The sequence below is a fragment of the Haloarcula vallismortis ATCC 29715 genome (genome assembly GCF_000337775.1).
In the GTDB taxonomy this organism is placed as follows: domain Archaea; phylum Halobacteriota; class Halobacteria; order Halobacteriales; family Haloarculaceae; genus Haloarcula; species Haloarcula vallismortis.
Genome location: NZ_AOLQ01000037.1, coordinates 1 through 24,693 on the forward strand (window position 1 = coordinate 1; position 24,693 = coordinate 24,693).

Annotated in this window: 29 protein-coding genes and 2 pseudogenes; 22 read left to right on the top strand and 9 right to left on the bottom strand. The window is 56.6% G+C overall.

The features are described from left to right. Window positions 1–63 precede the first annotated feature (63 nt). Genes C437_RS08600 through C437_RS08610 form a run of 3 tightly spaced genes read left to right on the top strand, consistent with a single transcriptional unit; the run spans window position 64 to window position 2,068 of the window. On the top strand, window positions 64–741 hold the full coding sequence (locus C437_RS08600; RefSeq protein WP_004516548.1) for a hypothetical protein: 678 nt from the start codon (window positions 64–66) through the stop codon (window positions 739–741). A gap of 35 nt (window positions 742–776) precedes the next feature. After that, entirely contained in the window at window positions 777–1,541 is a 765-nt protein-coding gene (locus C437_RS08605; RefSeq protein ID WP_004516549.1) for a hypothetical protein, read from the top strand. Further along, on the top strand, window positions 1,529–2,068 hold the full coding sequence (locus C437_RS08610) for a hypothetical protein (RefSeq protein ID WP_004516550.1): 540 nt from the start codon (window positions 1,529–1,531) through the stop codon (window positions 2,066–2,068). Before C437_RS08605 ends, C437_RS08610 begins: the two co-directional genes overlap by 13 nt. A 67-nt stretch (window positions 2,069–2,135) precedes the next feature. Here the strand turns inward: C437_RS08610 and C437_RS08615 are convergent, their stop codons facing one another. After that, window positions 2,136–2,606, bottom strand: coding sequence for a hypothetical protein (locus C437_RS08615; RefSeq protein WP_004516551.1), 471 nt, complete (start codon window positions 2,604–2,606; stop codon window positions 2,136–2,138). Window positions 2,607–2,761: 155 nt separating this feature from the next. Here C437_RS08615 and C437_RS08620 point away from each other — a divergent pair, with 155 nt between their 5' ends. The 11 genes and pseudogenes from C437_RS08620 to C437_RS19850 form a co-directional block, all read left to right on the top strand. Next, window positions 2,762–3,052 carry a hypothetical protein gene (locus tag C437_RS08620; protein WP_049919700.1) on the top strand — a complete coding sequence of 97 codons (291 nt, stop codon included), beginning with the start codon at window positions 2,762–2,764 and terminating at the stop codon, window positions 3,050–3,052. Then, a complete protein-coding gene (locus tag C437_RS08625; RefSeq protein ID WP_004516553.1) occupies window positions 3,049–3,363 on the top strand; it encodes a hypothetical protein in 315 nt (104 codons plus the stop codon). Before C437_RS08620 ends, C437_RS08625 begins: the two co-directional genes overlap by 4 nt. Continuing rightward, window positions 3,354–3,560 (top strand): hypothetical protein, encoded by a 207-nt coding sequence (locus tag C437_RS08630; RefSeq protein ID WP_004516554.1) that lies wholly within the window; start codon window positions 3,354–3,356, stop codon window positions 3,558–3,560. The genes C437_RS08625 and C437_RS08630 overlap by 10 nt, the downstream gene beginning before the upstream one ends. Continuing rightward, window positions 3,557–3,793 carry a hypothetical protein gene (locus tag C437_RS08635; protein WP_004516555.1) on the top strand — a complete coding sequence of 79 codons (237 nt, stop codon included), beginning with the start codon at window positions 3,557–3,559 and terminating at the stop codon, window positions 3,791–3,793. Before C437_RS08630 ends, C437_RS08635 begins: the two co-directional genes overlap by 4 nt. 56 nt (window positions 3,794–3,849) lie before the next feature. After that, on the top strand, window positions 3,850–4,215 hold the full coding sequence (locus C437_RS08640) for a hypothetical protein (RefSeq protein WP_004516556.1): 366 nt from the start codon (window positions 3,850–3,852) through the stop codon (window positions 4,213–4,215). 232 nt (window positions 4,216–4,447) lie between these two features. Next, complete coding sequence (locus C437_RS08645; protein ID WP_004516557.1) at window positions 4,448–4,651, top strand: hypothetical protein; 204 nt, start codon at window positions 4,448–4,450, stop codon at window positions 4,649–4,651. Then, window positions 4,644–4,859, top strand: a complete 216-nt coding sequence (locus C437_RS08650) for a hypothetical protein (protein WP_004516558.1) — start codon at window positions 4,644–4,646, stop codon at window positions 4,857–4,859. Before C437_RS08645 ends, C437_RS08650 begins: the two co-directional genes overlap by 8 nt. Before the next feature lie 148 nt (window positions 4,860–5,007). After that, window positions 5,008–5,187 (top strand): hypothetical protein, encoded by a 180-nt coding sequence (locus C437_RS08655; protein WP_049919701.1) that lies wholly within the window; start codon window positions 5,008–5,010, stop codon window positions 5,185–5,187. A 276-nt stretch (window positions 5,188–5,463) separates the two neighbouring features. After that, window positions 5,464–6,789 (top strand): outer membrane protein assembly factor BamB family protein, encoded by a 1,326-nt coding sequence (locus tag C437_RS19845; RefSeq protein ID WP_074654986.1) that lies wholly within the window; start codon window positions 5,464–5,466, stop codon window positions 6,787–6,789. A gap of 261 nt (window positions 6,790–7,050) precedes the next feature. Next, the gene (locus C437_RS08660) at window positions 7,051–8,049 is read left to right on the top strand and encodes an IS110 family RNA-guided transposase (protein ID WP_004516559.1); all 999 of its coding nucleotides are present in this window, start codon (window positions 7,051–7,053) and stop codon (window positions 8,047–8,049) included. A gap of 242 nt (window positions 8,050–8,291) precedes the next feature. Continuing rightward, window positions 8,292–8,454, top strand: a pseudogene (locus C437_RS19850) (IS5/IS1182 family transposase); the annotation flags it as partial. An 83-nt stretch (window positions 8,455–8,537) separates the two neighbouring features. Here the strand turns inward: C437_RS19850 and C437_RS08665 are convergent. Then, window positions 8,538–9,431 carry a hypothetical protein gene (locus C437_RS08665; protein WP_004516560.1) on the bottom strand — a complete coding sequence of 298 codons (894 nt, stop codon included), beginning with the start codon at window positions 9,429–9,431 and terminating at the stop codon, window positions 8,538–8,540. Window positions 9,432–10,001: 570 nt separating this feature from the next. On the opposite strand from C437_RS08665, the gene C437_RS19855 reads away from it, so the two are divergent. Next, a complete protein-coding gene (locus C437_RS19855; protein ID WP_004516562.1) occupies window positions 10,002–10,298 on the top strand; it encodes a ribbon-helix-helix domain-containing protein in 297 nt (98 codons plus the stop codon). After that, entirely contained in the window at window positions 10,288–10,575 is a 288-nt protein-coding gene (locus tag C437_RS08675; protein ID WP_004516563.1) for a type II toxin-antitoxin system RelE family toxin, read from the top strand. The genes C437_RS19855 and C437_RS08675 overlap by 11 nt, the downstream gene beginning before the upstream one ends. Here the strand turns inward: C437_RS08675 and C437_RS08680 are convergent. Next, complete coding sequence (locus C437_RS08680) at window positions 10,572–10,943, bottom strand: hypothetical protein (protein WP_004516564.1); 372 nt, start codon at window positions 10,941–10,943, stop codon at window positions 10,572–10,574. The two genes, C437_RS08675 and C437_RS08680, sit on opposite strands and share 4 nt — an antisense overlap. 106 nt (window positions 10,944–11,049) lie before the next feature. Here C437_RS08680 and C437_RS08685 point away from each other — a divergent pair, with 106 nt between their 5' ends. From C437_RS08685 to C437_RS20595, 5 genes and pseudogenes are all read left to right on the top strand, one after another. Beyond that, window positions 11,050–11,490 (top strand): hypothetical protein, encoded by a 441-nt coding sequence (locus C437_RS08685; RefSeq protein ID WP_004516565.1) that lies wholly within the window; start codon window positions 11,050–11,052, stop codon window positions 11,488–11,490. A gap of 51 nt (window positions 11,491–11,541) precedes the next feature. Beyond that, window positions 11,542–11,814: a helix-turn-helix transcriptional regulator gene (locus tag C437_RS08690; RefSeq protein WP_004516566.1), complete on the top strand. Its 273-nt coding sequence runs from the start codon at window positions 11,542–11,544 to the stop codon at window positions 11,812–11,814. 57 nt (window positions 11,815–11,871) lie between these two features. Next, window positions 11,872–12,696 (top strand): annotated as a pseudogene (locus C437_RS08695) (N-6 DNA methylase). Window positions 12,697–12,759: 63 nt separating this feature from the next. Continuing rightward, entirely contained in the window at window positions 12,760–13,023 is a 264-nt protein-coding gene (locus tag C437_RS08700) for a DUF7389 domain-containing protein (protein ID WP_170832148.1), read from the top strand. 173 nt (window positions 13,024–13,196) lie between these two features. Continuing rightward, a complete protein-coding gene (locus tag C437_RS20595; protein ID WP_004516568.1) occupies window positions 13,197–13,349 on the top strand; it encodes a DUF7837 family putative zinc-binding protein in 153 nt (50 codons plus the stop codon). 204 nt (window positions 13,350–13,553) lie between these two features. On the opposite strand, the gene C437_RS08705 is transcribed toward C437_RS20595, so the two are convergent. From C437_RS08705 to C437_RS20915, 5 genes are all read right to left on the bottom strand, one after another. Beyond that, window positions 13,554–14,087: a hypothetical protein gene (locus tag C437_RS08705; protein ID WP_004516569.1), complete on the bottom strand. Its 534-nt coding sequence runs from the start codon at window positions 14,085–14,087 to the stop codon at window positions 13,554–13,556. 90 nt (window positions 14,088–14,177) lie between these two features. Then, window positions 14,178–15,461 carry a ComEC/Rec2 family competence protein gene (locus C437_RS08710; protein WP_004516570.1) on the bottom strand — a complete coding sequence of 428 codons (1,284 nt, stop codon included), beginning with the start codon at window positions 15,459–15,461 and terminating at the stop codon, window positions 14,178–14,180. Between the two features lie 174 nt (window positions 15,462–15,635). Next, a complete protein-coding gene (locus C437_RS08715) occupies window positions 15,636–16,190 on the bottom strand; it encodes a hypothetical protein (protein ID WP_004516571.1) in 555 nt (184 codons plus the stop codon). After that, the gene (locus C437_RS08720) at window positions 16,187–16,834 is read right to left on the bottom strand and encodes a hypothetical protein (protein ID WP_004516572.1); all 648 of its coding nucleotides are present in this window, start codon (window positions 16,832–16,834) and stop codon (window positions 16,187–16,189) included. Before C437_RS08720 ends, C437_RS08715 begins: the two co-directional genes overlap by 4 nt. Further along, on the bottom strand, window positions 16,834–22,374 hold the full coding sequence (locus tag C437_RS20915; RefSeq protein WP_241431652.1) for a hypothetical protein: 5,541 nt from the start codon (window positions 22,372–22,374) through the stop codon (window positions 16,834–16,836). The genes C437_RS08720 and C437_RS20915 overlap by 1 nt, the downstream gene beginning before the upstream one ends. 119 nt (window positions 22,375–22,493) lie before the next feature. Between C437_RS20915 and C437_RS08730 the strand changes: the two genes are divergently transcribed. Next, on the top strand, window positions 22,494–23,408 hold the full coding sequence (locus tag C437_RS08730; RefSeq protein ID WP_004516574.1) for a hypothetical protein: 915 nt from the start codon (window positions 22,494–22,496) through the stop codon (window positions 23,406–23,408). 91 nt (window positions 23,409–23,499) lie between these two features. Here C437_RS08730 and C437_RS08735 read toward each other — a convergent pair whose 3' ends face one another. Further along, the gene (locus tag C437_RS08735; RefSeq protein WP_004516575.1) at window positions 23,500–24,522 is read right to left on the bottom strand and encodes a tyrosine-type recombinase/integrase; all 1,023 of its coding nucleotides are present in this window, start codon (window positions 24,520–24,522) and stop codon (window positions 23,500–23,502) included. Between the last annotated feature and the right edge of the window lie 171 nt (window positions 24,523–24,693).

The window sequence follows — 24,693 nt, forward strand, 5'->3', positions numbered from 1 at the left end:
ACAATCTATGTTGGTTAACACGCTGAGTCGGGAAATTTTCTGGTCCTCCGGCGGGGTGAGAGGATGACAACAACTGATCAGACTCAGGACCAGGATGGACAGTTAGACCAGCAAGCCGGGTTCGACTTCAGCAAGCCAAACCAAAGGCATGAGATCGAGGTGTCGTACTCTTGGGGATATGTCGATACCATCCACATGGACAATGGAGAAATCGTCCGTTCACAGGATACCGACGGCTACTACCGAAATGATGAATCGTTTGAGTGTACCTGTGGGGAGACATTCGATTGCGAGGGAGAAGCAAAAGCACATATTCGCGACAAGGCCTTCCGAGGCCCGCCTGTTCCGGTCGCCGGACATCCAGAAGAATTGAGTTGGGAAAACGAAGCGGTGACTGGATTCAACGACTTTGTCGAATACATTCCGGATGTAGCGAACACAGCCGGCAAAGTTGTTGAGGGAGCTGACTACCTGATCGCGACGACACGGGCGACGCTGACGCCGCCAGCCGACTATGAGTTCGAGGACTGGGAGCCACTGCAATCTGGCCGCCTGTCGAACCATCGCGGCGACCCGCTGTTCTCGGCACGGCTCTTATCGAAGACCATCGCAACGCTCTCGACCGGGTATCAGTACGTTCCAGACCGGTACACGCTGTATTTCCGCGGGCATACAGCACTGTATCTGGAGGGGGCGAGTGGCGGCATCATCATCGCTGAGCGGCTGCCAAGCCTCGACTGACGCGGCAGTTTTCTGTTCCTCCGGCGGGTGAGAGGATGACCCACTCAGCATCGACACGACCGCAGTCGTTCCAGCATCGCCCGCCAACAGACACAAGAGAGTGTTCCTGTCCGATCCACGCTGACAGTGACCCGTTCACCGCGCCGCTTGGGGTTCGATTCGCTGACCACGTCGTTGTTGAGCCAATCGACAGAGAAACCGCAGCCGCCGTGTACGAGGCGCATCACTCTTATATGGGCTCGCTCCCGTCGGTCAATCTCGCCCACCACGGACTGTACTTTCAGGGCTCGCTGGTCGGCGCGATCACGTATCGGTATCCGCTCATCTCGAAGAAGCGAATCCGGTACGGCGTCGACGGCCAGCTTTGTCCCGAACCAGTCGAGATCGGGGATCTCCCAGAAGCTATTCGAAGTACTGCCCGGCGGGTTCTCCCGTCGACGGACACGCCAGTTGTCGACAGTGAGGTCGTCGCCGGCGACACTATCGTCGAGGCCGCACGGATTTGCCTTGGTGTCCGGATGCCAAACCTCGCTTCAGCGGCGTTGGCCCGCTCACAGGAGCGATTCTTGGCGGGCGACGACCGCGACACTCGCTTCTTGTTGACGTGGGTTCGCTCGGATTATGATGGAGCGATGGTTCGAGCGCTGAAAGACAAGGGCTGGACTTGTACGGGCTATCGTGAGCCAGGGCAGGCAAGTAACCGCGAGGACAAGCCGATCAGAGAACGGTACAAGTGGCGGTTTCTCTGTCTTGTCGAGACTGCTCGCGAACAGTCAACACTTGCACGGTGGTCCCGGTGACCGACATCCAGCCCGAAGCAACGGCTGACCGGTGTCGGTTCTGCGGGGACAGAACAGCCGACATTTTCGGCGAGGCACGCAGCTACGTCCGGTGGCCCGACGAGGTCGACCGAGCGGATGGTGTGTTCCAGTTCACGATCTGCGAACAGTGTGCGCTCCAGAGACGTTCCAACGTCGAGCAGGCGGCTTCGCTCTTCCACGAGGCAGATCGAGACTACCTCCTAACCTGTGACGTCTGTGGGGCTGTTGGCTGCCAGTCTGCAAGCACTCGTCGTCCAGCAGCGGACACGTACCGGGTTGCGAGTATCGTCACCTGGTCGGTGACGATTAACGGCTTCGACGGAGCAACACGCTCTTGCGTTGACTGCAGTCCCATCGTCCCGGTCGAGTGTGTCAAGTCTCCAGATCGGACGTACAACGACGAACTGCCCCGTCTCGTTGAACCACCGTTTGACTCAGTTGTGAAGACAGCAGCCGATGCTCCAACTGATAGTGAACAAGTTGAGATCGGTGGCTGGGTCGGCTAGTTGGCTGCGGATTTGTGACAGATGAGTTTGTTTCCCTGTTGTGTGAGCAATACAGAGTGTTTCCTTTTCAGACGGAGGGGGTGTTTGTTTGTAGACTGCGTCGGGTAATGAACGGTGTCAAGAAGAACAGAACACCACCAATTGCGGCGACGATGATGCCAAGACCGAATGGAAGTATCGTCAGTGTAGCGAGATCATACGTCATTTCGAACGAATAGACTGTGCCTTGATACTGGACGGCGTTATTGGCGAACGTACTCAAGGTGGTATCTTCAACTGGGGCTGCTCCGCCATCCTTCACTCGATCAAATACTTCTTTCTCCGCGGAAGTAAGATCCGAATACGATACCGTGGGTTCGTTTGTATCAGAGACGGACTGGTCAACCTGAATCATGTAGGGTGTAGATTGTATCTCACCGTATGCGGCAAATCCCGTTATTGCAATCCCGATGATGAACAACCCGATACCAGCGGCTTGGAGGGTGGGACGAAGTCGCGGAGAGGCACTCATTAAAATATTCTTCAATTTACCAATCATATCAAAATTTTCACCGAGTGCTGGCCGGGAATCGATAGGTTCGCAGACAGACTGAGCGGGCATTTCAGGCACCTACGTAGGTACATAAATCGAATACACGGCCGCCTCAGGCCTAATTTTGTGTTCCTCTGGCGGGTGAGAGGATGTCTCGAAATATGTCTTGTCGTGGTCCAGAAGACCTGTCTCGGTCAACCACTCCGAAGTTTGTCGAGTCCATCGCGATGACTGTTCGAGCGCGGTCTGACAACGTCGACGTTGAGGCCGCGACCCTCCGTGCTGTGGCCCGCCGCTCGGACAGCATTGCCCTGCCGGACGTACTCGAACTTCGCTCACTGCTGGACGTCGACGGTGAGCAAGCTGACACTCTAGAGGAACGAGTCCGAACCATCATCAGCGCTATCGACGCCGAACTCGCGGGCTGGGACCGGCAGGAGGTTCTCGCATGACGCCAGCGGAAACAGCGACGTTGGGCGATTTCGGCGCTGGTGGTCGCCGGTCGGATGCCATGATCGACACGAAGGCCGCAGCACAGGAGGCCGTCGCCGGCGACTGGGAATTTCTCGCCGCCGCGAACGACACGATCGGCTGGCACATCCCCGACACCGGAGCCACAATCCTGCTCAAAGGCGGCGACGATGGCTGGACGCTCGAACGCGCAACCAAACTGGTCGGGACGCGAAGCACACTCGATGCCGGGCTGGAACTCGCCCACACCTACATGGCGGATCGACCGGCGGGAGCAGCGACATGGCGATGATCGAACGCGACAGCTGGCATCGCGAGGAATGCCATCGCGTTCCGGCCGCACTGGCACGGGCCCGGTTCTGGCAGTCGGTTGCGCCACACAAGATCGGGTTCTGGGAAGCCGTCGATGAGACGCTGCTGGCTGACTACCCGCACTGTCGGTACAAGCGCAAAACAACACTCGCTGACTTCCGGGAGGGGGATGCATGAGCGACCCTGACCCGATTCTCGACAAACTCCCACCAGAGCGGCTGTTGGACGCCGGTCATCTCCAACCAATCGTCGCTGGCATCAACTGTATGCACTCAATCGAGACGATCCAGCGGTATCTCGCCCACGAGAACCAGCACGAAAACCGGACGCCAGTCCAGTCTCGCCTTCGAGAGCGGGCACGCGAGATCCGTCGCGACGAATCGGACACCGAGGAGCAAGCCGCCACGTAATTTCTGTGCCCCAACGGGGTGAGGGGCGTCCGACAGCGGGCGCTCTGCTACTGATCATGACTGAAAGTAAGACAGACGAGACAACTGCACAGCAGTGCGACGACCTCGATATCGACCCCGACGCGGTAGATATCGGTGACGGGCTGAAAACAGCCGAAGACGCGCCCGAAGTTGTTGTTGGTGGCGTCGACGCCGAAAACAAGCGCGTGAAGGTGTACTCTTCGTCCGGCGAGCTACGGATCAACCGCTGGGTCAGCATGGACCTGTTCAGCCTCCACTCTCCAAACGAGGACATTCAGACTGACGCCGACCGGAAAGAGTGGCTGAACGAGACGCTACCGAAGAAGGCGACGCATATCGACGAGAACGTGTACCCACTCAGGTATGCCATCGACGAGAATGGGAACGTGGTCGCACAATAATCGAGGAGTCATACCAGCCCTTCTTTCGCTTCATCACACGCTCACGGTTCCCGAGCGCAAGCGCTCTGGGGACACGCTCCACCTTGGACCGGCAGGCCGGTCCGGCGGTCCCGCTTCTGGAGACAGGTGAGGCTCATCGCGATAAATCGGATGGCTGTGAACAAGCCATCGTGTAATTTCTGTGCCCCATCGGGGTGAGGGGCATCCCACAAAGGGCGCTCTGCTACCGATCATGAGTGAGAACAAGACAGCCGAGACAACTGCACAGCAGTACGACAACTACCCCGATCCCGACGCTATCGTTCACTTTGGCGATGTCTCGGAGGAACTGGTCGAGTTGGTCGAGGAAACGCTGGAGACCTCAGAGTTCCTGTCGACCTCTCGCGACGACCTGCCAGAGACGACACTACTCGTCGAGGCGGTCGAAAATGAGTGACGACCAGCTGTTCATCGTGGTCGAGGGTGTCGGGCCAGCAGACTTTCCTGAGACCGAGGCGAGTTCCAACAAGCAAGACGAGGCCGTTACTCTCGCAAACGACATCCACGATCTGCTTCGCGAGGAGTACGGCAAGGAAGAGATCGAGGGCGTCATCCCAGTGATCAATCCCGACGCCCACCAGCAGATGCAGGCAACAGAACTCTGACCGAGCGGCGAGAAGGAAGTTTCTTTAGCTGTGGTGCTGGCTGCAACGCCTGCTCAGTACGTGTGCACACTGACTAATCGCTACTGACTCTCTTGGCGGTGAAAACAGGCATCTGATCCAAGCAAAAGATATCGGGGGTATCAGTGATTTGTTTGATGCAGCCAAAGCGGAGACGTCCCCTACTGACGATATCGACTCGTTCGCTCAAGCAGAAGATGCCGATGCTGTCGACGACCTGCTCGAAACCGAGAACTCCAAAATCAAGACCATTGAGACAGTCTCATTCGGTGAGTTCACCGAAGCGACCAAGCCAAGCGCATTGTCATGACCCATCCCGCCCAAGGAAGTCGGTGCGCGAAATCGAAGTCGGAAGCACGAGTCATTCCTTACCGATATGGATTTCAAAGCGAACGACCTCGAACAGTTCAGTCGCAACTTTCGGGAACGCTGGGGAGTCGAAACATCAATTCGGCAAGCGAAGCACCGCTTCCACGCGCAATCTAATTGACGGCTGGAATTGTTATCAGATCTAATATCCGATGCGATAAATAGTATAAATACTGCAGAAAACAGCTTTAAATATTGGAATGAATAGAATACAAATATGCAATCACGTCGCTCATTACTGGCAACATTCGCTGCAGGGGCAACAACCGTGCTCGCAGGGTGTTCAAACTCTTCCTCAATCGATTCAACCCAGGCAGAAACAGATGTTACCACCACTTCTGGAATAGATACTGATACATCGACACCAACTGGACCGCAACCGGGTTCATTTAAATCGGGGACATTCTCAAATCCGAGAAACTTTGCTGGAAGCGAATTCGCAGCTGGTGGGCGATATTCGGATGATTTCCAAAACCCCGAAGAGCTTACAGAGGTATTTAGTCACGAATTAAAGGACACAGCCATTTCTTCTAGTGGCATATACATCACCGACGCAACGACATTTATAGTTGATGAGAACAACGTTCGCCGAGTTGAGTACGATGGCTCTACTACGTGGGAGGCTGGTTCTAATCTTGATGCGTACGGGCCAATAGTTGACGGAAAAACGGTCATTATCTCTACCCGAGATCGCATAATTGGATATGATCGCTCTACCGGGGATCAAAATTGGGTCCGAGAGGGTGGCACCCCAATATCGGCTGAAAATGGATATTTATACACCAGATCAGATAATTCGATTATAAAATCAAATATCGACGATGGCAGTTCCATATGGGAAATTACGCCGAAAGAAACCCGTGGCGAGGGATTAAACGAAAGTTCATATAGGCTTGATACTGTTGAAGCGTTAACTTCTAACTATATTATCGTCAGTTTGGATCACCTTGAGGAGGGCCTAATAGCAGCTTATCACCGTGATTCAGGCAACCGCGTTTGGATCACAGAAGAGCCCATTAAACCTTATTTTTCACTTATTATTCAAGGGGATAATATTATAGCATGTTCATATACAAGCCTCCCTGGCGAAGAACCCATATTTGAGATGTTTATTTACTCACTATCAGACGGTACTAAACAACTGTCCTTCAAGCATGATAGTGTCGGATTCCGCACATCTAATACTTTCTCTATGGGATTTGCGACCAGCAACGGTGACCAAGTGTTTGTAACTGGAGAGAAGGAGATTCGATCATATAATATGGATGACGGATCTATAGCGTGGGAAACATTGCTAGCCTCACAGCCAACCCCAGCAATTGCATGCTCCAACGAGACTGTGTATTCGGTTCTAAATGATGACATAGTCACGTATGATGCAGCAGATGGCTCAGAGATAGGCCAGTATTCAGTTTCCCTCTCAGATTCGGCTGGGGTTTCAGACTCGGCTGGAATCTCAATTGTTGGTGATCATATTATTCATACACAGGATATTCCTTCTGGCACTACCCGCATAGTGAAAGGATACGCTCCTCCTGAATAAGGAAATCTACTTTATTTTCGGAGTTTCTGACTCTGTTGACTTGATGGAAACGCTGCTACCCTAGGAGAGCGTGAAACAAGATATGGGGCGCAAGAGACCGAGAGGGTTTCTGTGCTACAGAGCACGTTCTGTTGACTGGTCCGTGTGCGAAAGAAGCCGAGTCATGGGCGTGACAGCCCGGATGCCGCGCCCCGCGGCATCCGGGAAAGCCCGAATAGGTGAATCTCTGCTTCACGCACTGGCGTCCCGGGTGAACAGACTATGTACCTCGGAATTGATGTCCACAAACGGTACGCACAGGTGGCAGTAATGGACGAAGATGGTGAGATCGTCGAAGAGCTTCGCGTCGAGAACGCGAAGCTCGACGACCTCGCCCAGCGGTATGCTGGTTCTCAAGCTGCGCTTGAGGCGACCAGTAATTACTACCACATCCACGATACGCTGTCGGAACATTTGGATGTGACTGTTGCTCACCCGAAGGAGCTGAACCAGATCGCCGACACTGACAAGAAAACTGATCGCGTCGACGCCAAAGAGCTAGCGCGGATGGTTCGGTTGAACTCTGTCCCGGAGAGCTACGTTCCATCCGACGAAGTCAGGGAAGCCCGCGCACTCGTGCGCGGGCGACAGACATTGGTAGAAAACCGTACCAAATACGCCAACAAGATCCACGGGCTCCTGTCCGATCACGGCATCACTGAGGACGTGAAGCCGTTGACCGTGGAGGGACGAGAGTTCCTGCGGGAACTCTCGATCCCGACGCCATGGGACTCGTTGCTAGAGTCGTATATCGAGTTGATTGAGACGCTCACCAAAGAGATTCGTAATCTGGAGGAGACGATCGAAGAGCGCGCTGGGTCTCTGAAGGAGACCCAGCTGCTGATGACTATTCCCGGCGTAAGTTACTATACGGCGTTGACGATTTACGCCGAGTTAGGCGAAATCAGTCGATTTGACGGTGATAAATCGGTTGTCAGCTACGTTGGGTTGAACCCGGTGATCCGCGAGTCAGGCGACTCGCGGATCGAGGGGAGTATTTCGAAACGTGGATCGGGTCGTGTCCGGTGGTTGCTCGTCCAAGCTGCGAACACAGCAGTTCACACCTGTAACGATGAGTATCTAACCAGCTTCTATGAGCGGCTAGCTAGTCGGAAGAACTCACAGAAGGCAATCGTAGCCTGCGCTCGGAAAATGCTGGTGTCGATCTACCACATGCTAGACCGGGGCGAAGTATACGATCCGCCTGATGTGAGTGCGTAGACGAAGGAACTGAGGGCCGCCGGGCGGGCGGCCCTCAGTGGCCGGTCGGGGGCAGCGTTAGCGACAGCTATCACCAGACCGCGACCGCACCGCCTGAAGATATCGGCCGCCTTTCAGCTGGTAGAACCGCAGACTCCGGGACGGCGAAAGCACTTTGTCGAAAACGGTGGTTTGTCTAGATAGCAGCGTTTCCATGGGTGAAACCCTTAGAGAGTTACACGTTCGCCAGATAGGTTGACCAGATGCAGGCGCTCCCGAAGTCGCGATTGTTCCGGTTCGTCGAGCAGGCATTTCACTTGGCCCCAGAGAGCTGTCGCCCGCTACTCCTCGAAGTTCTCAAAACAGCGCTACACACTCCATCAGCACATCGCTTTACTCTGCCTCAAAGCTCCGAAAAACACGACTGGTGGAAACAATTTCGAGAACTCACCATCATCTGTCTCACACACAACCTTGACCGGTCACTCTAATCGAGGGATACAGAGACGCTACGGGACCCGGCGGTCAAGATGGTCTTCGAGTGCCGCGACAACTGCCTCATCGTCGATGAGGTAGCGCCGGCATCGAACGTCGATGTGGGGTAACGCCCGGTGCAGGACGATTGCGTCGTCGGTCACGCTGAAGTCATCAAACCTCGACCATGGGATGAGGCGACGGGAGACGAACCATCTCCCCTCTCTACGCTGTTCCAGTCCCACCGACGTCGTGCGATACGTGCGCTCGGAAACCATTGAGCTGAGTACGATCATGAGTACCGTCCCGAAGGGTAGGACAGTCGTTACCGCCCTCCATTCCAGTCGCCAGAAGGCCAGTCCAGCGAGAAGGCCGATGACGGCGAGTGTTCCGGCCATGAACCAAAGCCGAGCGCGTCGCGGCCACCCTGCTGTCCACTCAACAGCGGTGTCGGCATCGTCTACCGTCGCGTTGGCCAGTCGGGTACGAGCCATGAGGACGAGGGACTCGCCCAGTGGTGTGGCTATTATCCCAAGGAAAAAGCCGATGAATCCAACGAAATTGGCCGTGTTGTCCGCCTGAAGATCCGTAACGGCGAACCCGATGAAAAGGATGAACTGGAAGAGATAGAGACCTACTGGAAGGACACCAACTGCAGGGACGAGGATTGAAATCCAGGGGGAATCAGACCACGCAACGAGTTCGCCCCGCCGGGAAACGATCCGTGCGACAACGGCGGTGATGGCTGCCCCCACTGCGCCAAGCAATCCGAGTGTGGCTGGCCAACTCGCTAGCCCCAGCCACTGTACTACGACGAATAATAGCGCTGGTGAGAGCAACGCGGCGACGTAGAACCCGGCCACGAGACCGAACCGCCCGCCCAGTTGCTCCGGCGTCTGGAGCGGTTTATGCCTGGAGCGAACTTGCATACGTATTTTTGCTCTTTGCCTGTCAATATAGGCTTCGATACACCAATTCTCGACGGGGTTTCAGTACGAAAGGTATCGAACCAATAAGATTTCAACGGAGCCCAGTTACCAGTACTTCCGAAACAGTAGCACAGCACGACTCTGGGACCGTTTTTGACTCACCGCCAGCGCTCCGGTCGCCAGCTAAGGTCGCGTCGTTCGTTGAACAGGTCCTCGTCGAACTTCGCCACGAGGCAGTGGCTGCTCGGTACGTGACTGATCTAGACCAAACTGGAGCGAAGACGATCTGGTGTCGGGTCGAGCACACGGCGCTGGACGTCGACGCTGCGTATGTCCAGATTCGAGACGATCCACGGTTAGGCGTTGGTATCGAACCGTGTTCGCAGGCAACGGTTCGAGAACGACTGTGCCAGTGTCTCGATCACGATCGGGTCAGGCGCGTCGACGTGCGACCGCTGGCTGGTGTCGAGTTTGAGAGCGACTGATGAGACGATACCACTACTCGACAGCGCAGCCGTACGTCTCAGAATAGGTGAAGAATTATACTATACCAGCGTGTAGCATTTGTATATGTCTGATGCAGACAGCGATACTGGAAACGGTGGTCCAGAGATGGTACAAATAAACCTCCGATTGAGCAAATCGTTTCTTGAAGACATCGATGCAACATGGCAAGAAGAGGGGTTCAATTCACGGAGTGAATTCCTTCGCCATGTCGCTCGGGATGCAGTGAAACAACCCGCATTTAGTCGGAGTGGGTGGAAACAGATTGCCGCCAGCGAGCATGATCTTCGGGCGGGTAATGCTGAATTGGTTTCACGTGAGGAAGTCCGTGCAATGATGGACCAAGACGGTAATGACGAGTGACGCTGAGTGGACGTGGAAGTTCACTGAGCGTGCGACTGAGCAGTTTGGTGACCTCGATACGCACGTTCAGGATCGAATCGTTTCGAAATTAGACGAGGTTGTCGACTCAGCATGGCGGGAGCCAAAGGATTTCTTAGAACCGCTAACTGGCGGGCCGTTCTGGAAACTTCGAGTTGGAACGTACCGTCTTGCGTGTGTGCTTGCACACGATGCCTCGGTACTTGAAGTCCACAGGATCGAACACCGAAGCGGTGCGTACACGGCTGACGACGACTAACTATCGCTCGTTCGTTCTGGCAGGTCAAGTTTGTTGAGAGCAGCGTACTGGCGAAGAACACAGAGATGTGGGCAGACAGTCGTCGCCTGGAAGACTTCACAGCTGCACCAGCCGGCGTGGGTCCCGTTGGGATGCTCGGCCAGCGAGCAGTTCGCAGGACAGTCGTCGTCGACGGAAACGAGGAACAGGTCTGGACGGCCGCCCTTCGTGACCTCGACAGTGGCATCGAGGGCAGCGTTCCACGTTGCTGACCGGTCGTCTCGGATCTGCTGGAAATTAAGACTGCGGGTGCCGCTGGGCTGGCGGGAAACCCGCTGATCTGGGAGCGAGCATTCGCTGGTCGTGGTGGGGGACTCGGCTGTTTTCATGATGAGTCCTCGTACTAACACCCACACACTCAAACAGCAAAAAAGTTGTCTCAGAGGTAACCAGCGGTGGATTTTGTGCTTCTCCGATGGCTGAGAGAATCCAATCATGAGCAGTAAATACCGACGTGGTGACACTGGTCCGAAAAAGTTGAAGTGGCGCTGGAAAGACGAGACCGACAATCGGTCGCTGCCCCAGTCGTGGGCCGACAACGGTCGCACAGAATCTCCCGAAGAGGATGAGGTGCAACTGTATGCAATCCAGTGCCGGGCTGGACTCTTACTCGAGTGGTTGGTCAATACACGGACTGGAAAGTTGCTCAGGGGGCCGCTGAGTGAGAAACCGGGAATCCGCGTGCTGTACGTCACTGCTGACGGTGAGCACGCAGTCGTCGAAGAATCCGAAGCCCGAGAAGTAGACGGTAGTTGGAAGCCTCCAAAGCAGTTCGCTAGCATCATCGCGAAGCACCCGGAGGAGGCTGATCCAGTCCCAGACTCCAGTCAGGATCACTATCGACGCTCGGTCAGGGACCTGTACGATTTGGAGTGACGGCGGCGAGGTCATGGCAATACACTTGTTCTTCGTATTCAACCAGCCAATATGGACGATCTGACAGGGTTTCAACGAGACTTATTGTTCGTGGTCGCTGGGCAATCCGAACCGGCCGGTGTTGCGATCAAAGACGAAATTGAAGAGTATTACCGGAAGGAGATCCACTATGGCCGACTGTATCCGAATCTAGATACGCTCATCGACAAAGGTCTCCTCGAGAAAGGGAAGAAAGACGGACGGACGAATTCTTACCTAGTCACCAATCGTGGGCGTCGAGAGCTTCAAGCCCGACTCGACTGGGAACGCCAGTACAACGCCTGACCAGACTCCCGACTGTGGGGTGGCCGGATTTTGTGCCTCTCTGGTGGCTGAGAGAGCATGGCTTCGCCACAGATTGACGTCGACGAAATCATTGAAACGCTTGCACAGATTCGCCAGCGCGGGCACAGCGCACACACGGTTTTCCGGGACTGGGTCAACCTCATGTTGTTCGCACTCCAGCGCCGTGACGATCCGTACTTGGAGATCGTCGACGACTATCGCGAGCGCGGCGACATGGACTACCCCGACGGGCAGCGGTCGGTCGACCTCTTCTCGAAAGCGTTCGGCCAGCTCCAAGAGCGGATGGCGGCCACCGATGCTGACGTTCTTGGCGCGGTCTACGAGGAGTATGGGATGTCCAGCGATGCGTTCGGCCAGCACTTCACGCCTCACTCCGTTTGTGAGACGATGGTAGAGATTGCTGGTGTCGTCGACGAGAACGATACCGAGGACCGACAGACGGTGCTTGACCCAGCCTGCGGGAGCGGTCGAATGCTCTTGACTGCCGGTCGGAAACAGCCAGACGCGCTGTTTGTCGGGCAAGACAAGGACCCACTGTGTGCCCGCATGAGCGCGCTGAATTGCTGTTTCCTGAATCTCGACGCCTAAGTCGTGCAAGGTAACTCGCTGACTGTCGAGTTCCAGCGGGCGTGGGAAACGTCGTACTCTCCGATGGGTGGGAGCGTTCGCGAACTCGACGACGAGGCGGTCGAGGATCTTCACGGGTGGATGACCGACGCCTTCGAGAACACGGCCGAGGAGGAGAGCCGGTCCGGGTCAGAACAGCAGACAGAGACGGATTCTAGTGACCGGACACTGCCGGTCACGACGTCTGTCCCGAGTGAACAGGCCAGTCTGGGCGCGTTCGAGAGCAGCGACTGACGGCTGTTTTGTGTGCCCCAACTGGGCGAGGGGCGTTCCAATGAGAGCGTCCCGAGAAGACCCATGTCAGAAGAATCAGACACAGGGCCGGATACGGCTCCAGATTCGGTTGAAAAGGTCGAACGAACAGACTTTGGGTGCAGTATGGAGGCTAGGCTGGATCGAGGCACTGGCACCCGCGATCAAGACAGAGTGACGATCAAGTCGAAGGGTGAGACTGCTGCGGAGACGATTGCGGAGTTCTACGAGCTCCTCGAAGAGCATGAGCAGGAGATCAGTGATCGACTTCGAGATATCCAGCCAGGAGAAGACGAGGCAGGCGAGTAAGACGACGAGTCGGACTCTCTATTTTACTGCCCAGCGGTTGGGTGGGTGTGACCGTGACGACAGAGCACATATTCTGTTAATTACCGCGAAACAGTGGCTAAACGCTTATATTCGAGGGTGGGCAATTTTTGCGTGGAAGGAACACTGTCACACGCCCCTTCCATCCCCGTTCCATGCCTGATGACACGCAGAGTCTCGGTCGCTGTCCGAACTGCGACGAGCGTATCACAACTCCGTGGCTGCTGGTTGAATACGAGAAAGACGATGGCACGGAGGGTATCTGGGCCGAGTGTCCAATGTGTGAAGATGTCGTTGCGCCAGAGTAGGAGATGGCATCGTCGAGGAGCAGCGCAGACTCTCAGGTTCGTTTCTTGCCGAATACTTACATCGTGCCGGCTTCGAGGTCGACATACCGCCACCGCAAGCCATTTTTCGTCATTACTCTGTCCATCCTCTTTCTCTTGCTCGCATCCTGAATCATTTTTGAGGTGATAGGACCAGTTATCGGTCGCGATGTGGAAGCATCGTTGCTAGAACGCGGTATCGTTGACGGACAAGCAGTCAAAGCGGTCGATCTGTTCTTGGAAGGACTGTCGGCAGTCCTCAATATATTCTGGGTCTGGATCGGGCTTGGTCCGTGTCCGCTGGAGATATTCAAGTTCGATGGTCAGGTACTCGTACTCGGGGGCATCTTGGCCGTCCCACCACGAGGAAAAATGGAGGTGTCTGACTAGAAGGTTCTCTTCGTCGTCCCAGCCACGAACAAGAATATGCTTGTCTTCGTCAAGAGTCTCAAGGTCAAGTACAGCACTGGAGACGGTATCGCCGATTTCACCTGGTGTGTCAGTCGGATCTGCACTCAGCCTGAGCCGAACCGAATATAATGCGTTCTTGTGCCGCCCCTCCATCGGTAGCAGTGTGTAGTGAACATCACAAAATTCGTATGGGGCAACATCCTCGCTCATCCTCTCTAGCATTTCAGGATGTTTGAATTCTGCCCGGTACCCGTCAGATATCCCTTCGAACCTTACAATGTATGTTTCTTCATTGAGAAGCTCGCGCATATTTCATTGATTAACGAGAGCGATATTAAATAGTCTGGCTAAATACTACGTTAGACAGTGGTCTGTCAATAACAATTCCTCGGGTATTCCCTATGGCGTCATACGACGTGAGTCTCCGGGCGTGATTCTGTTCTGTTCTGAACTGTCTGGTGACCAGTTGGAGGGATCCGTCGGTGCATCCTGCTGTGCCTCAACCTCGATATCGCCGTCTTTGACGGTGAAAGATACGCCCCCGTATTCGTCAGAGATGTAGAGGTGCTCCACCGAGGCCACTCTGTTAATATTATTGAGGGTTTCATCGGTCGGATGTGATACTCTATTTACACCAGACACCTGCAATACGACATATGTCGGGTTCATCCCTTCGAACCACTCGACAGTATTGTCGGGGGGTCCGGCCTCGGAGTTAGAACTCCCATGATGCATGGTCGTGGTTACATCAACGTTGCTGTTGGCTTGGACATCACTATTGACATGATGATCAGTCGCGATGTGGAATGACCGTCCGTCGATAGTAATCGTCATCGCCAACGACTCACTGTCGGCATCGCCATCTTCCTCATCTAACGTTTCTGGGTTAACGATCTCGAAATCCGTCCCGGGCGCTTCGATATTGTCGCCAGTACCACTCTCTAGTTCCGTGTTTTTGTGGTAGGTGAGATCACTCGATGCTTCGGCCGCCTCAATAGCTGCCAGCGCTTCGTCATCAGGTTCCTTACCTTCGGGATCTGCCTCACTTACTTGATTCCAGTAGACTGCTTCAATATCGAATCGATCATCTTCGATCAGATCGTCGACGAATGCAATGTGATCTTCGTGACCGTGCGTGATGACCAATCGGTCGATCGTAATCGGCTCTCCGTATTCACTGTTCTCACGATTCTCGTTGACCTCTTCACGAAGGTCACTGGCGTAGTTGTTGTAGCTACCTGTCGACTTCGACCCAGCGTCGATGAGGACGTTCTCACTACCGGACTCAACGAGGACGCTTTGGCCTTTCTGCATATCGAAGAACGTCACCTCCTGATGAGAGGGATTGATATCGTCATCATCGTCGTCTGAATACTGGTCGTAGATGTTGGATGCCTTGTAGACGTCGAGGGCGAAGTCACCGACAGTCCTGATCCAGAGTTTCTCGCGCTCGCTGAGTCGCCAGTCCTGTTCAGTACCGGGGGCATCGTCAATCTCTTCTTCGTCGGTAAGTTCTTCGTCACTCTGTTCGTCTTCTTTCTCTCGCTCGATCGTGTCTTCAACTGTTTCGACACTGGTGGCACCGATAATCGTCGAGCCCAGTATATACAGTGCGATGTGGCCATCGCCATTGGGGTTCTCTCCGATGACGACATCGTATCCCTCTGACGTTTCAGCAACCACTGCGGTAGCTAGGACGTTATCGATGTACAACGTGTTACTACATAAAAATCATAACTCCGTGCTGTCACTGACTCAGGACAGGCACCATCGCTGGAGAGCTCATATCCCATTCGAGGCAGGATTACACCATACCGAGCGGTCATCAAAGACGTTACTCACAGTCTTCATCACTGCTTACAGCAGCTTCGCTTCGATGTACCGGTCGATATTCTCATCGTCGTCAAGTTCAGCAAGCGTGTCCAGCGCCCCTTCCATCGAGTCGAGGTCCTCGGCGGTGAAGTCGTCCTGCTGGGCTACCCGCCCCAGACTCACGAGGAGTTTGATCTTGCTCACGTCCGTATCTAGACCTATCACTTTCGTCACGACGTTCTCGTCGTCGGGACCGTCCAGCCGGACGAACGCCGGCGGGATTACGTCCCGAAGCAACGCCGAAACGTAGAGGTCGTCGTCGGTAGCGTCGCTGGGAACGTCAGCGAGCATCTGCTTGATTACTGAGTGGCGGTCGTCAGAGTCAGCGTAAACGACGTTACGGACGAATTGTCCCGAGTCAACGCGGCGCAGGTCTCGGTCCTCATCGACTTGGACACGAATCAGTTCTAGAATCTCGTTCGGGAACTCTGTGCTAATGTCGTCGCGGTGGACACACACGTCTGCACCGTACTCACCGATGTCGAGAGCGGCGAAGGGGTCGCCGAGGATAACTGAATTTGGTCCACTAGCGTCGGTCACACGTCATCACCGTCCAGAAGATGTTTATCGAGTGGATGGTCTCGACTTACATCAGCCCACGGCTCCTGTGTCTTGATCAGGAGCACAGCACCGGTGTCGAGTTCCTCAACGGTCCAGGCTGGTGAAGCCGAAATTCGATCTGTCCACCCGAACTGGTCTATGAGTGAGGGGGAATAGACGCTTAGCCAGGGAAGACGCTCTATTTCGAACTCACCCTCAGTTGGCATTATTTCGAGTGGTGATGGTCGAACATCCTTCACTGGATGTCTAACTGATACGTAGTCGGGTTCGAGTGCAATTGAGAGCCAGCGTATTAGGTCAACGAACGTTGCTGTGTATCCCTCGTACTGATCGCCGTGTTCATCGGTTCCCGTCAGGTAGCGTGCGCTAGTACTCAAGCCCAGAAAACGTTTTAACCGACGTTCAGTCTCGTCATCCGGTTCAAATCGTATCCGAAATTCCGTCCCATCGGCGTGCAGAAGGAGCACATCGCCGAGGCCGATATCAGTTGCTGTAGCAGGTTCGTCGCCATCCCAACTGTAAGCCAGCTCTGCGTGGTCGGCGACGCTCAGTACCTCGTCGAAGACGTGTTCTACCCCGTTCGGGCCCCAAGTGTAGAAGCCCGCCTGTGCAACACCCTCCATCACGAGGTCTCTACTTCATCGAACTGTTTGAACGTTACTTCGACACCATCGAAGTTGGATTCGATCTGGTCGCCGAGATCACGGAGTGACTCCGCACCGCTCAGCTGCCCGGAGAGACGACGCTGGACTTCTGGAGGGAACTCCGTATCGGCATCTTGTCGAACCACAACGACAATTTCGTCTTGACCGCTGGCACCGAACGTATTGAGCTTTGTTCTGAGGTCATCAAGTGAATCAGCAGTTTCCTCGTACGCTCCTGAGAACTCTGCAAAGGGTTCGTAATCCAAGTTTTTCACCTCGTAGGCCGGACCGCCATCGATATCGCTATCGATGTCGGTGTTGCTGTTGTAATCACTCGACTGCAAGGAATCAGTCTCCCAACTGCTATCCTCTCTAATCTGTTTGTCCATCTCAAGGTCGCTGGCGTCGATATCGTCTCTGTCCAAGAGGTCCGAGGTTACCTCTACTTCTCCGTCGAGACCCTTCATGTTCGAACTTATATCGTCGCCGGAGCTACTTGTTCCTCTGTTGATAGCGTCGTCGAGACCGTCGACATCGTTCCGGTCGAGGTTATCGATGTCGTCCTGTATGTCCCTGACATCGCGGCCATAGCTTTTGTCGCTGTAGGTATCGTAGGCCCTTACCAGGTCATCGACCTCCCCGTCAGTCAGAACGCTATCGCTGCCGTCACTGAGATCAGTTGCGTCATTCGTAACTGAGACGCCGTCAGCGCCTTCGCTCTCGATGAGATTGGTGGCGGAGTCCTGTGCATCCCTGTCTAACTCATTGATAGACCGTCTGACCCCGTCGACGCTGTCGGCATTGAGGTCTCCATCGACGTTCACGAGAGCATCCTGCAGGTCATCTTCCACGTCGTCGGGAAGCTCGGGACAGCTTCTACCGCTCTGTGCGAGGGTCGACGGCGGTGTTGCGACCGAGTGATACCGGTCGGTCCGGAACGAGCCCGCCCCTCCGAGCGACGGTGCACCGCGAGCCCCACAAGGCGAGATGATGGCGTCGAACGTGTCCGAGTCCGTGCGGCCTGCGAAGTCGGCCGCGTCGTCCCCGTTGCGTGCCAGCAGATCGTCGAACTCGTCCTTCCCATCGCTATCCAACTTATCGTACCGCTTGAGAGCCGTCGCCATCTCGTCACGGTCCAGTTCGCCGTTATCGTAGGCCCGGGTAAATCGCCACTGGGTAGCGGCGTCGTCCATCTGGAGGAGCGCGTCGGCGGCGTCGGGGTCGGTCTCGGCGAGGTCGTTCAGCGCGCGGCGGCCCTTCGGCCCGGTGTTCTGGAAGAGGTCAGTAGCCTTCAGCGTCGGGTCGTCGATATCCGTGTCACCAAGGTAGTCCTTGCCGTCGCTGTCGAGTTGGTCGAACTGCTCGGTGGTGCGCTGGCGGCGCGGGCCGGGCATGTCGTTTAATTTCGCGCTCATGCGCCCAGTCGGCACGTCCGCGTCGGGCACCGCGTCGTCGACTTTCCCAGCCCGCCGTAGTGCTGTCGGCTTGACGCCGTTTGGCACCCGAGAGGGCACCGCCGAGTCCGCGGCGTCGACCAGCCGTCTGAGCTTCGAGGAGCTACTGAGTCCCTTCTGGAGGACACTTCCACCGCCGGAAGCCGCCGCCGGGGCGACCGTTCCGGCCGAGTAGCCTAGCGACCAGCCGCCGCCGAACTCCTGGTAGTACTGCTCGCGGGAGTCGAAGGGATTGCGGGTCTCGTGTTGCTGGCGGAGCTGGCTCGCCATCATCTGGGGCATCTTCGTGATTATCGCGGGGTTGTTGGCGATGGTCGTCGCCAGTTGGGCCATCTGGCTCGCGTAGCCGCCAGGGTCGGAGACCATCTGGGCGACGCCTGCGACGGTCTCGCCGACCACCGTTGACGCGCCCGAGGAGAGGCCCATCCAGGCGACGAAGCCGCCTTTGCCAGGACTGGCCGGGAAGCTAGCGTATTTGTCAGCCGCCTGTCCGAACGTGTCTGGCCCGCTAAGCTCCTTGCGTTTGCGGTTGTCGTGGATATCCGTGGCGCTGGCGTCGATGGTCACCGGCGTGAAGAAGCCGGTTGCGCCGGTATATATGGCGTCTAGCGCGTCACGCTCGACCTCGATGCTGGCGTCGAAGTTTCTGGCAGTCGCGCCATCGCCTAGACCCGACCACTGCCTGTTCCCAGCCTTGTAGAACTCGATTCGAGAGATACCGCTCTGGTCGGAAACGCTGACGCGAGCTGTGTAGCTGGTTCGGGCGGTGTTGTCGGCGCTGACCTCAAGCGGTTCGACCAGTGGCGCTTTGTGGTCGTGGATGGTCGGGTCATAGTCGTTCGAGACCTCGTAGTAGTCGTCACTGCCGTCGGTGTCGGAGTCGGCGACAGTCGGGCTGGTCCCAAGGCGACGCTCCTCGTGGTCGTCCAGCAGGTCGCCGTCGGTGTCGGTCGACAGCGGGTCGGAGCTAACGTTTTGCTCCCAGAGTACGCCGAGGGTGTTCCCACCGCTCTGGCGGGCGCTGACGAACTGTTCGGCTGTCGAGGGCGAGCGTGCGAGGTAGGTATTCCACCCGCGGTTTTCTTCCGGGTCGGTGAGTTCATCCCCGTCACTGTTGACCTCGGTCGGGTCGGAGTTTGCGACCGCGATACTCGTCGTGAGCGTGCCGTTGTCGGCCTCAGTCTTGTAGATGATCTCCTCCCCGTCAGGGATGCCGTCTCCGTCAGTATCAGCGTCATACGGGTCCGTCGAGAACGTACTTGCATCGGCAGTCGGAAGCGTCCAGGTCTGATTCTCTACAGAGTCGCGGATGCCGTCCCCGTCACTGTCGGAGGTTTCGCGTGGGACGACCTCCGCTCGCATATTGACGCCGTCGGCCGAGAGGCTGATGTTCGCGGGGCCGTGAGCAAGCGTGGAGACGTTGACCGTCGTCTGAACGGTGCCGACGGTCCCGATAGCGAGGTCTTTCGAAACTGTGGTTCCGCTCGCACCGGTCACCTCGACGCTCGCTGCCGGACTGGTGTTGGTCTGCTCGGTCTGATACACCACCACGAGGTCATCACCAGACGTGAGATCGTACGTGACGTTGGCGGAACCCGTGTCACCACTGATGTTACTGGAGGCGCTCTCGTCGGGGTCGCCCGGGACGCTGATGGTGATGTTCTGGTCTCTTGCCAGTGATTCGTTGGTTGGGTCGGTCGCGCGTCCGGACAGAATCTCCCAGTCATTGAGTCGGCCGGGAGTAATCGGGTCTTTCACCGCCTCCTCGTTGAACCTCGGTTTGATGGTAAACGTCGCGTTGGTCAGCCCGCCCCGGAACGCCCCACCATCGGTGTTGTCGTCGTTCCAGCTCCAGTCAGGCGTCGTGCCGTATTTGTCTCCGGGATCGTCCTGAACAACCCAATTCCCATCACTGATCGGGAACTCGTAGAGTTCGAACGAGACAGCAGCACCGGATCCATCTCGCGGTTTATCGTGCAGTGAAACCAGACTGAGGCCGTTCGGCCCGGACCAGAAGAACAGCCGACTGGTGTCGCTTTTCGCAACCGGAAGCGGAGAGTTGATTTCGGCGTCCCCGTAGTCGTAGAACTTCTCGATGGTCTGCCCATTGCTCAGCGGCACCACTTCGTAGCTGTCCCCGCCCTGTTTGATGATTATCTTCCGCGTCGTGGGTTCCCCGCCAAGCACGACGGTCGAGTTGCCGGTCAGGTTACAGGCGTTCCGACAGCGGAACGAGTCGCTGGCGTTGAAGTCGACCGGCTCGCCGATACTGACCTGCGTCGCGCTGACCCACTCATCAGTGTCCAGCACCGTGAAATAGGAGAAGTGTTCGACAGTGGCTTTCGCCGTCCCGTTCTCGATGGTCGTCTCGACCTTGCTCCAGGTGTCTTTCGAGGAGCCGTTCCATGTATAGATAGAGAGGTTCTCGTACTCAGTCTCGGGGACCGAGGCGTCAACCGGGAGTTCGACCGTCGCGTTCTCGAAGGCTGTGCGGTTCTCAAGCTGTATCGTCGGGCCGGCGCTGGCCGACGAGTTCTCGAAGAAGTCGGGCTTGGCCTCCATGGTGACGTTGGCCCCCGACCCGTTCGTCCGGAGCGTGACAGTGGCGCCGGTCGATTCGCTGTCCATCGCCGTCTCAAAGGTCTCGTTCCCGTCGAGAACGCCGTCGCCGTCAGTGTCGTTGACGAGTGGATCGGTCCCCAAACTGAGTTCCTCGTCGTCGTCCAGCCCGTCGGCGTCCGTGTCCGGCAGCGTCGGGTCTGTCCCCAGCTCGGTTTCGCGACTGTCGTTCAGCGACTCGCCGTCGGTGTCGGGTCGGTCGACCAGGGTCCCGCGCTGGGCCTCCTCACCGTTGGTCAGTCCATCACCGTCAAGGTCGCCCGAAGCGTCGGTTGTGCCGTCACCGTCCGTGTCGGCGTCGAGCGGGTCAAACTGGTCGTTCCGGTATTCGAAGCCGTCTGAGAGCCCGTCACCGTCCGTGTCGCTTACGAAGGGGTCCGTGCCGATGGCGTACTCGATGTATGTCCCCAGCGTGTCCTGGTCAAAATCCTCCATCCCGTCGATGACGTCGTTGTCCGCCTCGGTGTAGTTCGTCAGAGGGGACTCGCTGTCGTTGCTGGCCGGGTCGGTCTTCGTGACGTTGCGCTCATAGCTGTCGGGGAGTCCGTCGTTGTCACGATCGTTGTCCAGATAGTCCGGCATCCCGTCACTGTCGCTGTCGTTGGTGCCCTCGACGCCATCCAGTGTCCCGTCTCCGTCGGCGTCCGTATCCAGCCAGTTGACCGTCTCGTCGAAGTCGACGTCGTGGCTGTAGTTCTGGCCGTCAAGCGCTTCCATGCGCGTCGAGATACCGTCGCCGTCGTCGTCGGTGTCGCGGTAGTTGGGCGTCTCGTCGCCGTCAGTGTCTTTGGTCCCTTCGCGGATGTCAGGGATGCGGTCGCCGTCGCTGTCGGCGTCACGGGCATCGATGATGCCGTCGCTGTCCGTGTCGATGGGCTTGCCACCGTTGGTTTCAGTCCAATCGCCGATTCCATCGCTGTCGGTATCGGTGTCGAATGCGTTGGTGCCGAGCGCGACCTCGACGGTGTTATTAAGCCCGTCGCCGTCGGCGTCGGTCTCGGTTGGATTGACTGCCTGGACGTAGAGCCACTGGCCGTCACTGGCGGTGACTCGTCCGTCACCAGTGAAGTCGAAACTCGAACTATAGTTCTGGACGGAGGCGTTCGTGAGGTGAGCAAGCAACGCTTGGCTGTCGACGACGTCGAAGCTGCCATCACCGTTGACGTCCTCGAAACGTCCATCACCGTTCGGGTCGGTCGGGCTCGCCGAGCCGACGACCGGGTCGGGTGTCACAGCCGTGTTTCCGGCGCCAGCGCTGACGCCGGTGTTACCCGCGTCCGTACTGGTGTTGCCTACATTGCCGGCCTGTGCGAATGCGCCGGTCGGGACCGCTGCGGCGACTGGGCTGGTGACGAGTAATACGGTCATAACGACCGCCAACAGCGGCCGTGCCTGCTCACTTACGAGTTCGATCCCTTCACGAGTGCGACTGTGACCTCTAGACATGAAGTATTCCAGCGTTAATTCAAAATATAATTTCGATTTATTTAATGCTACGGAAATTAGTTTCACCAATATCGATGCAACTTGCTCGTCTCATGAGGGTAGTATTAGTTAGCGTTGCGTTGATTGGGAGTACTGTTGCCGTCTCTGGTGCCGGCGGGACAGAGGTTCGACTCTCGCCGGCTGCAGAGAGCGTTGATCCGGGCACATCCGTCGAGTACGATTTGGTGGTGGCTGAGGCCAGCGGTGGTGTCGGTACGTTCAACGCGACGGTGTCGCTCAACGATAGCAGCGTCGCGACCATCGAGAGCGTCAAGTATGCCGACAGCCCAGCGTACGCCAAACAGCCCGACAGCGGGGAATCAGTGCAGTTAGCGGCAACGGGAATGAACACGCTCCAGAGCGGCCCGGTGGAACTTGCGACCGTCACTGTCCGAGCCGAGAATCCCGGAACTGTCGGGTCCTCGGTGAATGTCGCAGCGCTGGGTGACGAGAACGGCAGTGCCTACTCGGTCACCGGCACAGAAGGGCGCGTCCTCAGCGTCGACGGGCAGACCAACGATAATAATGGGTCGACACCAACGCCGACGGAAACAGCCACACCGACGCCAACGGAGACGCCAACACCAACTCCAACTGAGACAGAAACTCCTACCGAGGAGGACTCTTCTAGTTCCGGCGGTAGTAGTGATGACGACGACGATAACAGTGATAGCGATTCAAGCAGCAGTGACTCGAGCGACTCCAGCGACACAGCGACGGACACACCGACAGTAACGGAACCGACGCCCAGTGACACGCCAACAGCGACGACGACCGAAGTGACTGGACGCTCGACCAAAACGGACACCGAGGAATCAACCCCAACCCAGACTAGTAGTGGTGGGCCAGCAATCACTCCGAACGTGACGGACACACCGTCTCAGACCGCGACCACAGATGTCGAGCCGTCGGGCGGCTCACCCACGAATCTGCTCATCGGTGGGAGTATTCTCGTGGCTGTTCTCGGTGGAATCGTCATCTACCGTCGGTTGTAGAACTGATTCCAAGACACACGAGACATTCTCACCTCGCTGACGACTCAATTGGAGGGCGTCTGTCAATTCCCTCTGAAGAGCGGCCGACAACTTACTCGCCGTTGATGATATCGTTCGCTTCGTCGCGTGTCCGCTTTGCAGCCTCTTGGGCGTAGCCTTCGTGGGTCGTCTCGATGGACTTGTGACGGAGTACATCTTGGGCTAGTTGTGGATTTTCGCGATAGATTTCTCGTCCGAGGCCACGGCGAGCGCCGTGGGGCTTCAGGGGTTCCTTGAAGTCATACTCTGTCCAGTCACAGAGATCAGCGAGGATATTTCGTGCTGACTGGGTTGTGATTGACGGCGTCGGGTCAAGTGATTTCGCAGCGTTGTCGAGTCTGGGGAACACAGCTTCGTCATCATCTGGGTCCCGGAGTTGCTTCCAGCGCCGGAGTGGATCGAGACCGTCGTCGAGGATTGGCGCGGACTCACGAGTGCGATTCTTGCCGAACACCTGCATCGTACCAGCGTCGAGATCGACGTGCCGCCACCGAAGGCCGTTGCGGTCTTCATCGTCGGAGACGGCGACGAGTTCGGCGCTGCGAGCACCAGAGTAGGCGAGAAGGAAGACAAGTGCCTGATTGCGGTACGCCGCTGTCCGGTCGATGTCGTCGCTTTCGCCGGCTTGATCAACGCGGGCAGTGGCAGTCGCACAGATGGCTTCTCGGTCGCGTGTGGTCCAGTACTGCTGGTCACTCTCTGTCTCGTCGGTTGGAAGCGGGTCTTCGGCGTGGTTGGTCTTGGCCGGGTTCGTTTGAATCAGGCCCTCGTAGACGGCCCAGGTGAGAAATGAGCGGAGGTAGGCGAAGTACCGTCGTGCTGTCTCTGGGGAGATATCGTCTCGGTCCTCGGCACGCGCCAGGCCACGAGCGTACTGTCGACAGAGGTCGTCGTCGATATTCTCTGGGCTCGTGATACCGTGCTGGTTCCGTCCCCACGCTGCAAACTTTCGGAGGACGCTGGCGACGTTGGTTCGGTACCGTCCGGAGTCGATATCGACGAGCCGCTTGTCGATGGCTGCTTCGAGGGCGTCATCCCGGGGAGTAGCGTCGTACTCAGGCGGAAGACGATCCATGCTTCCCGTACAGCGGCGATCCGGGTAAAACTGGTGGTGCTTACTACACTAATACAAACCTAATCACAAAATCACAATTCCACCGTTTCAGCCACTCTGTCTGTGAATATTCGAGTTTTCTGTGCCTGATAAACTGTATATGGCTATATCAAAATCGCTCAAATTCTGACC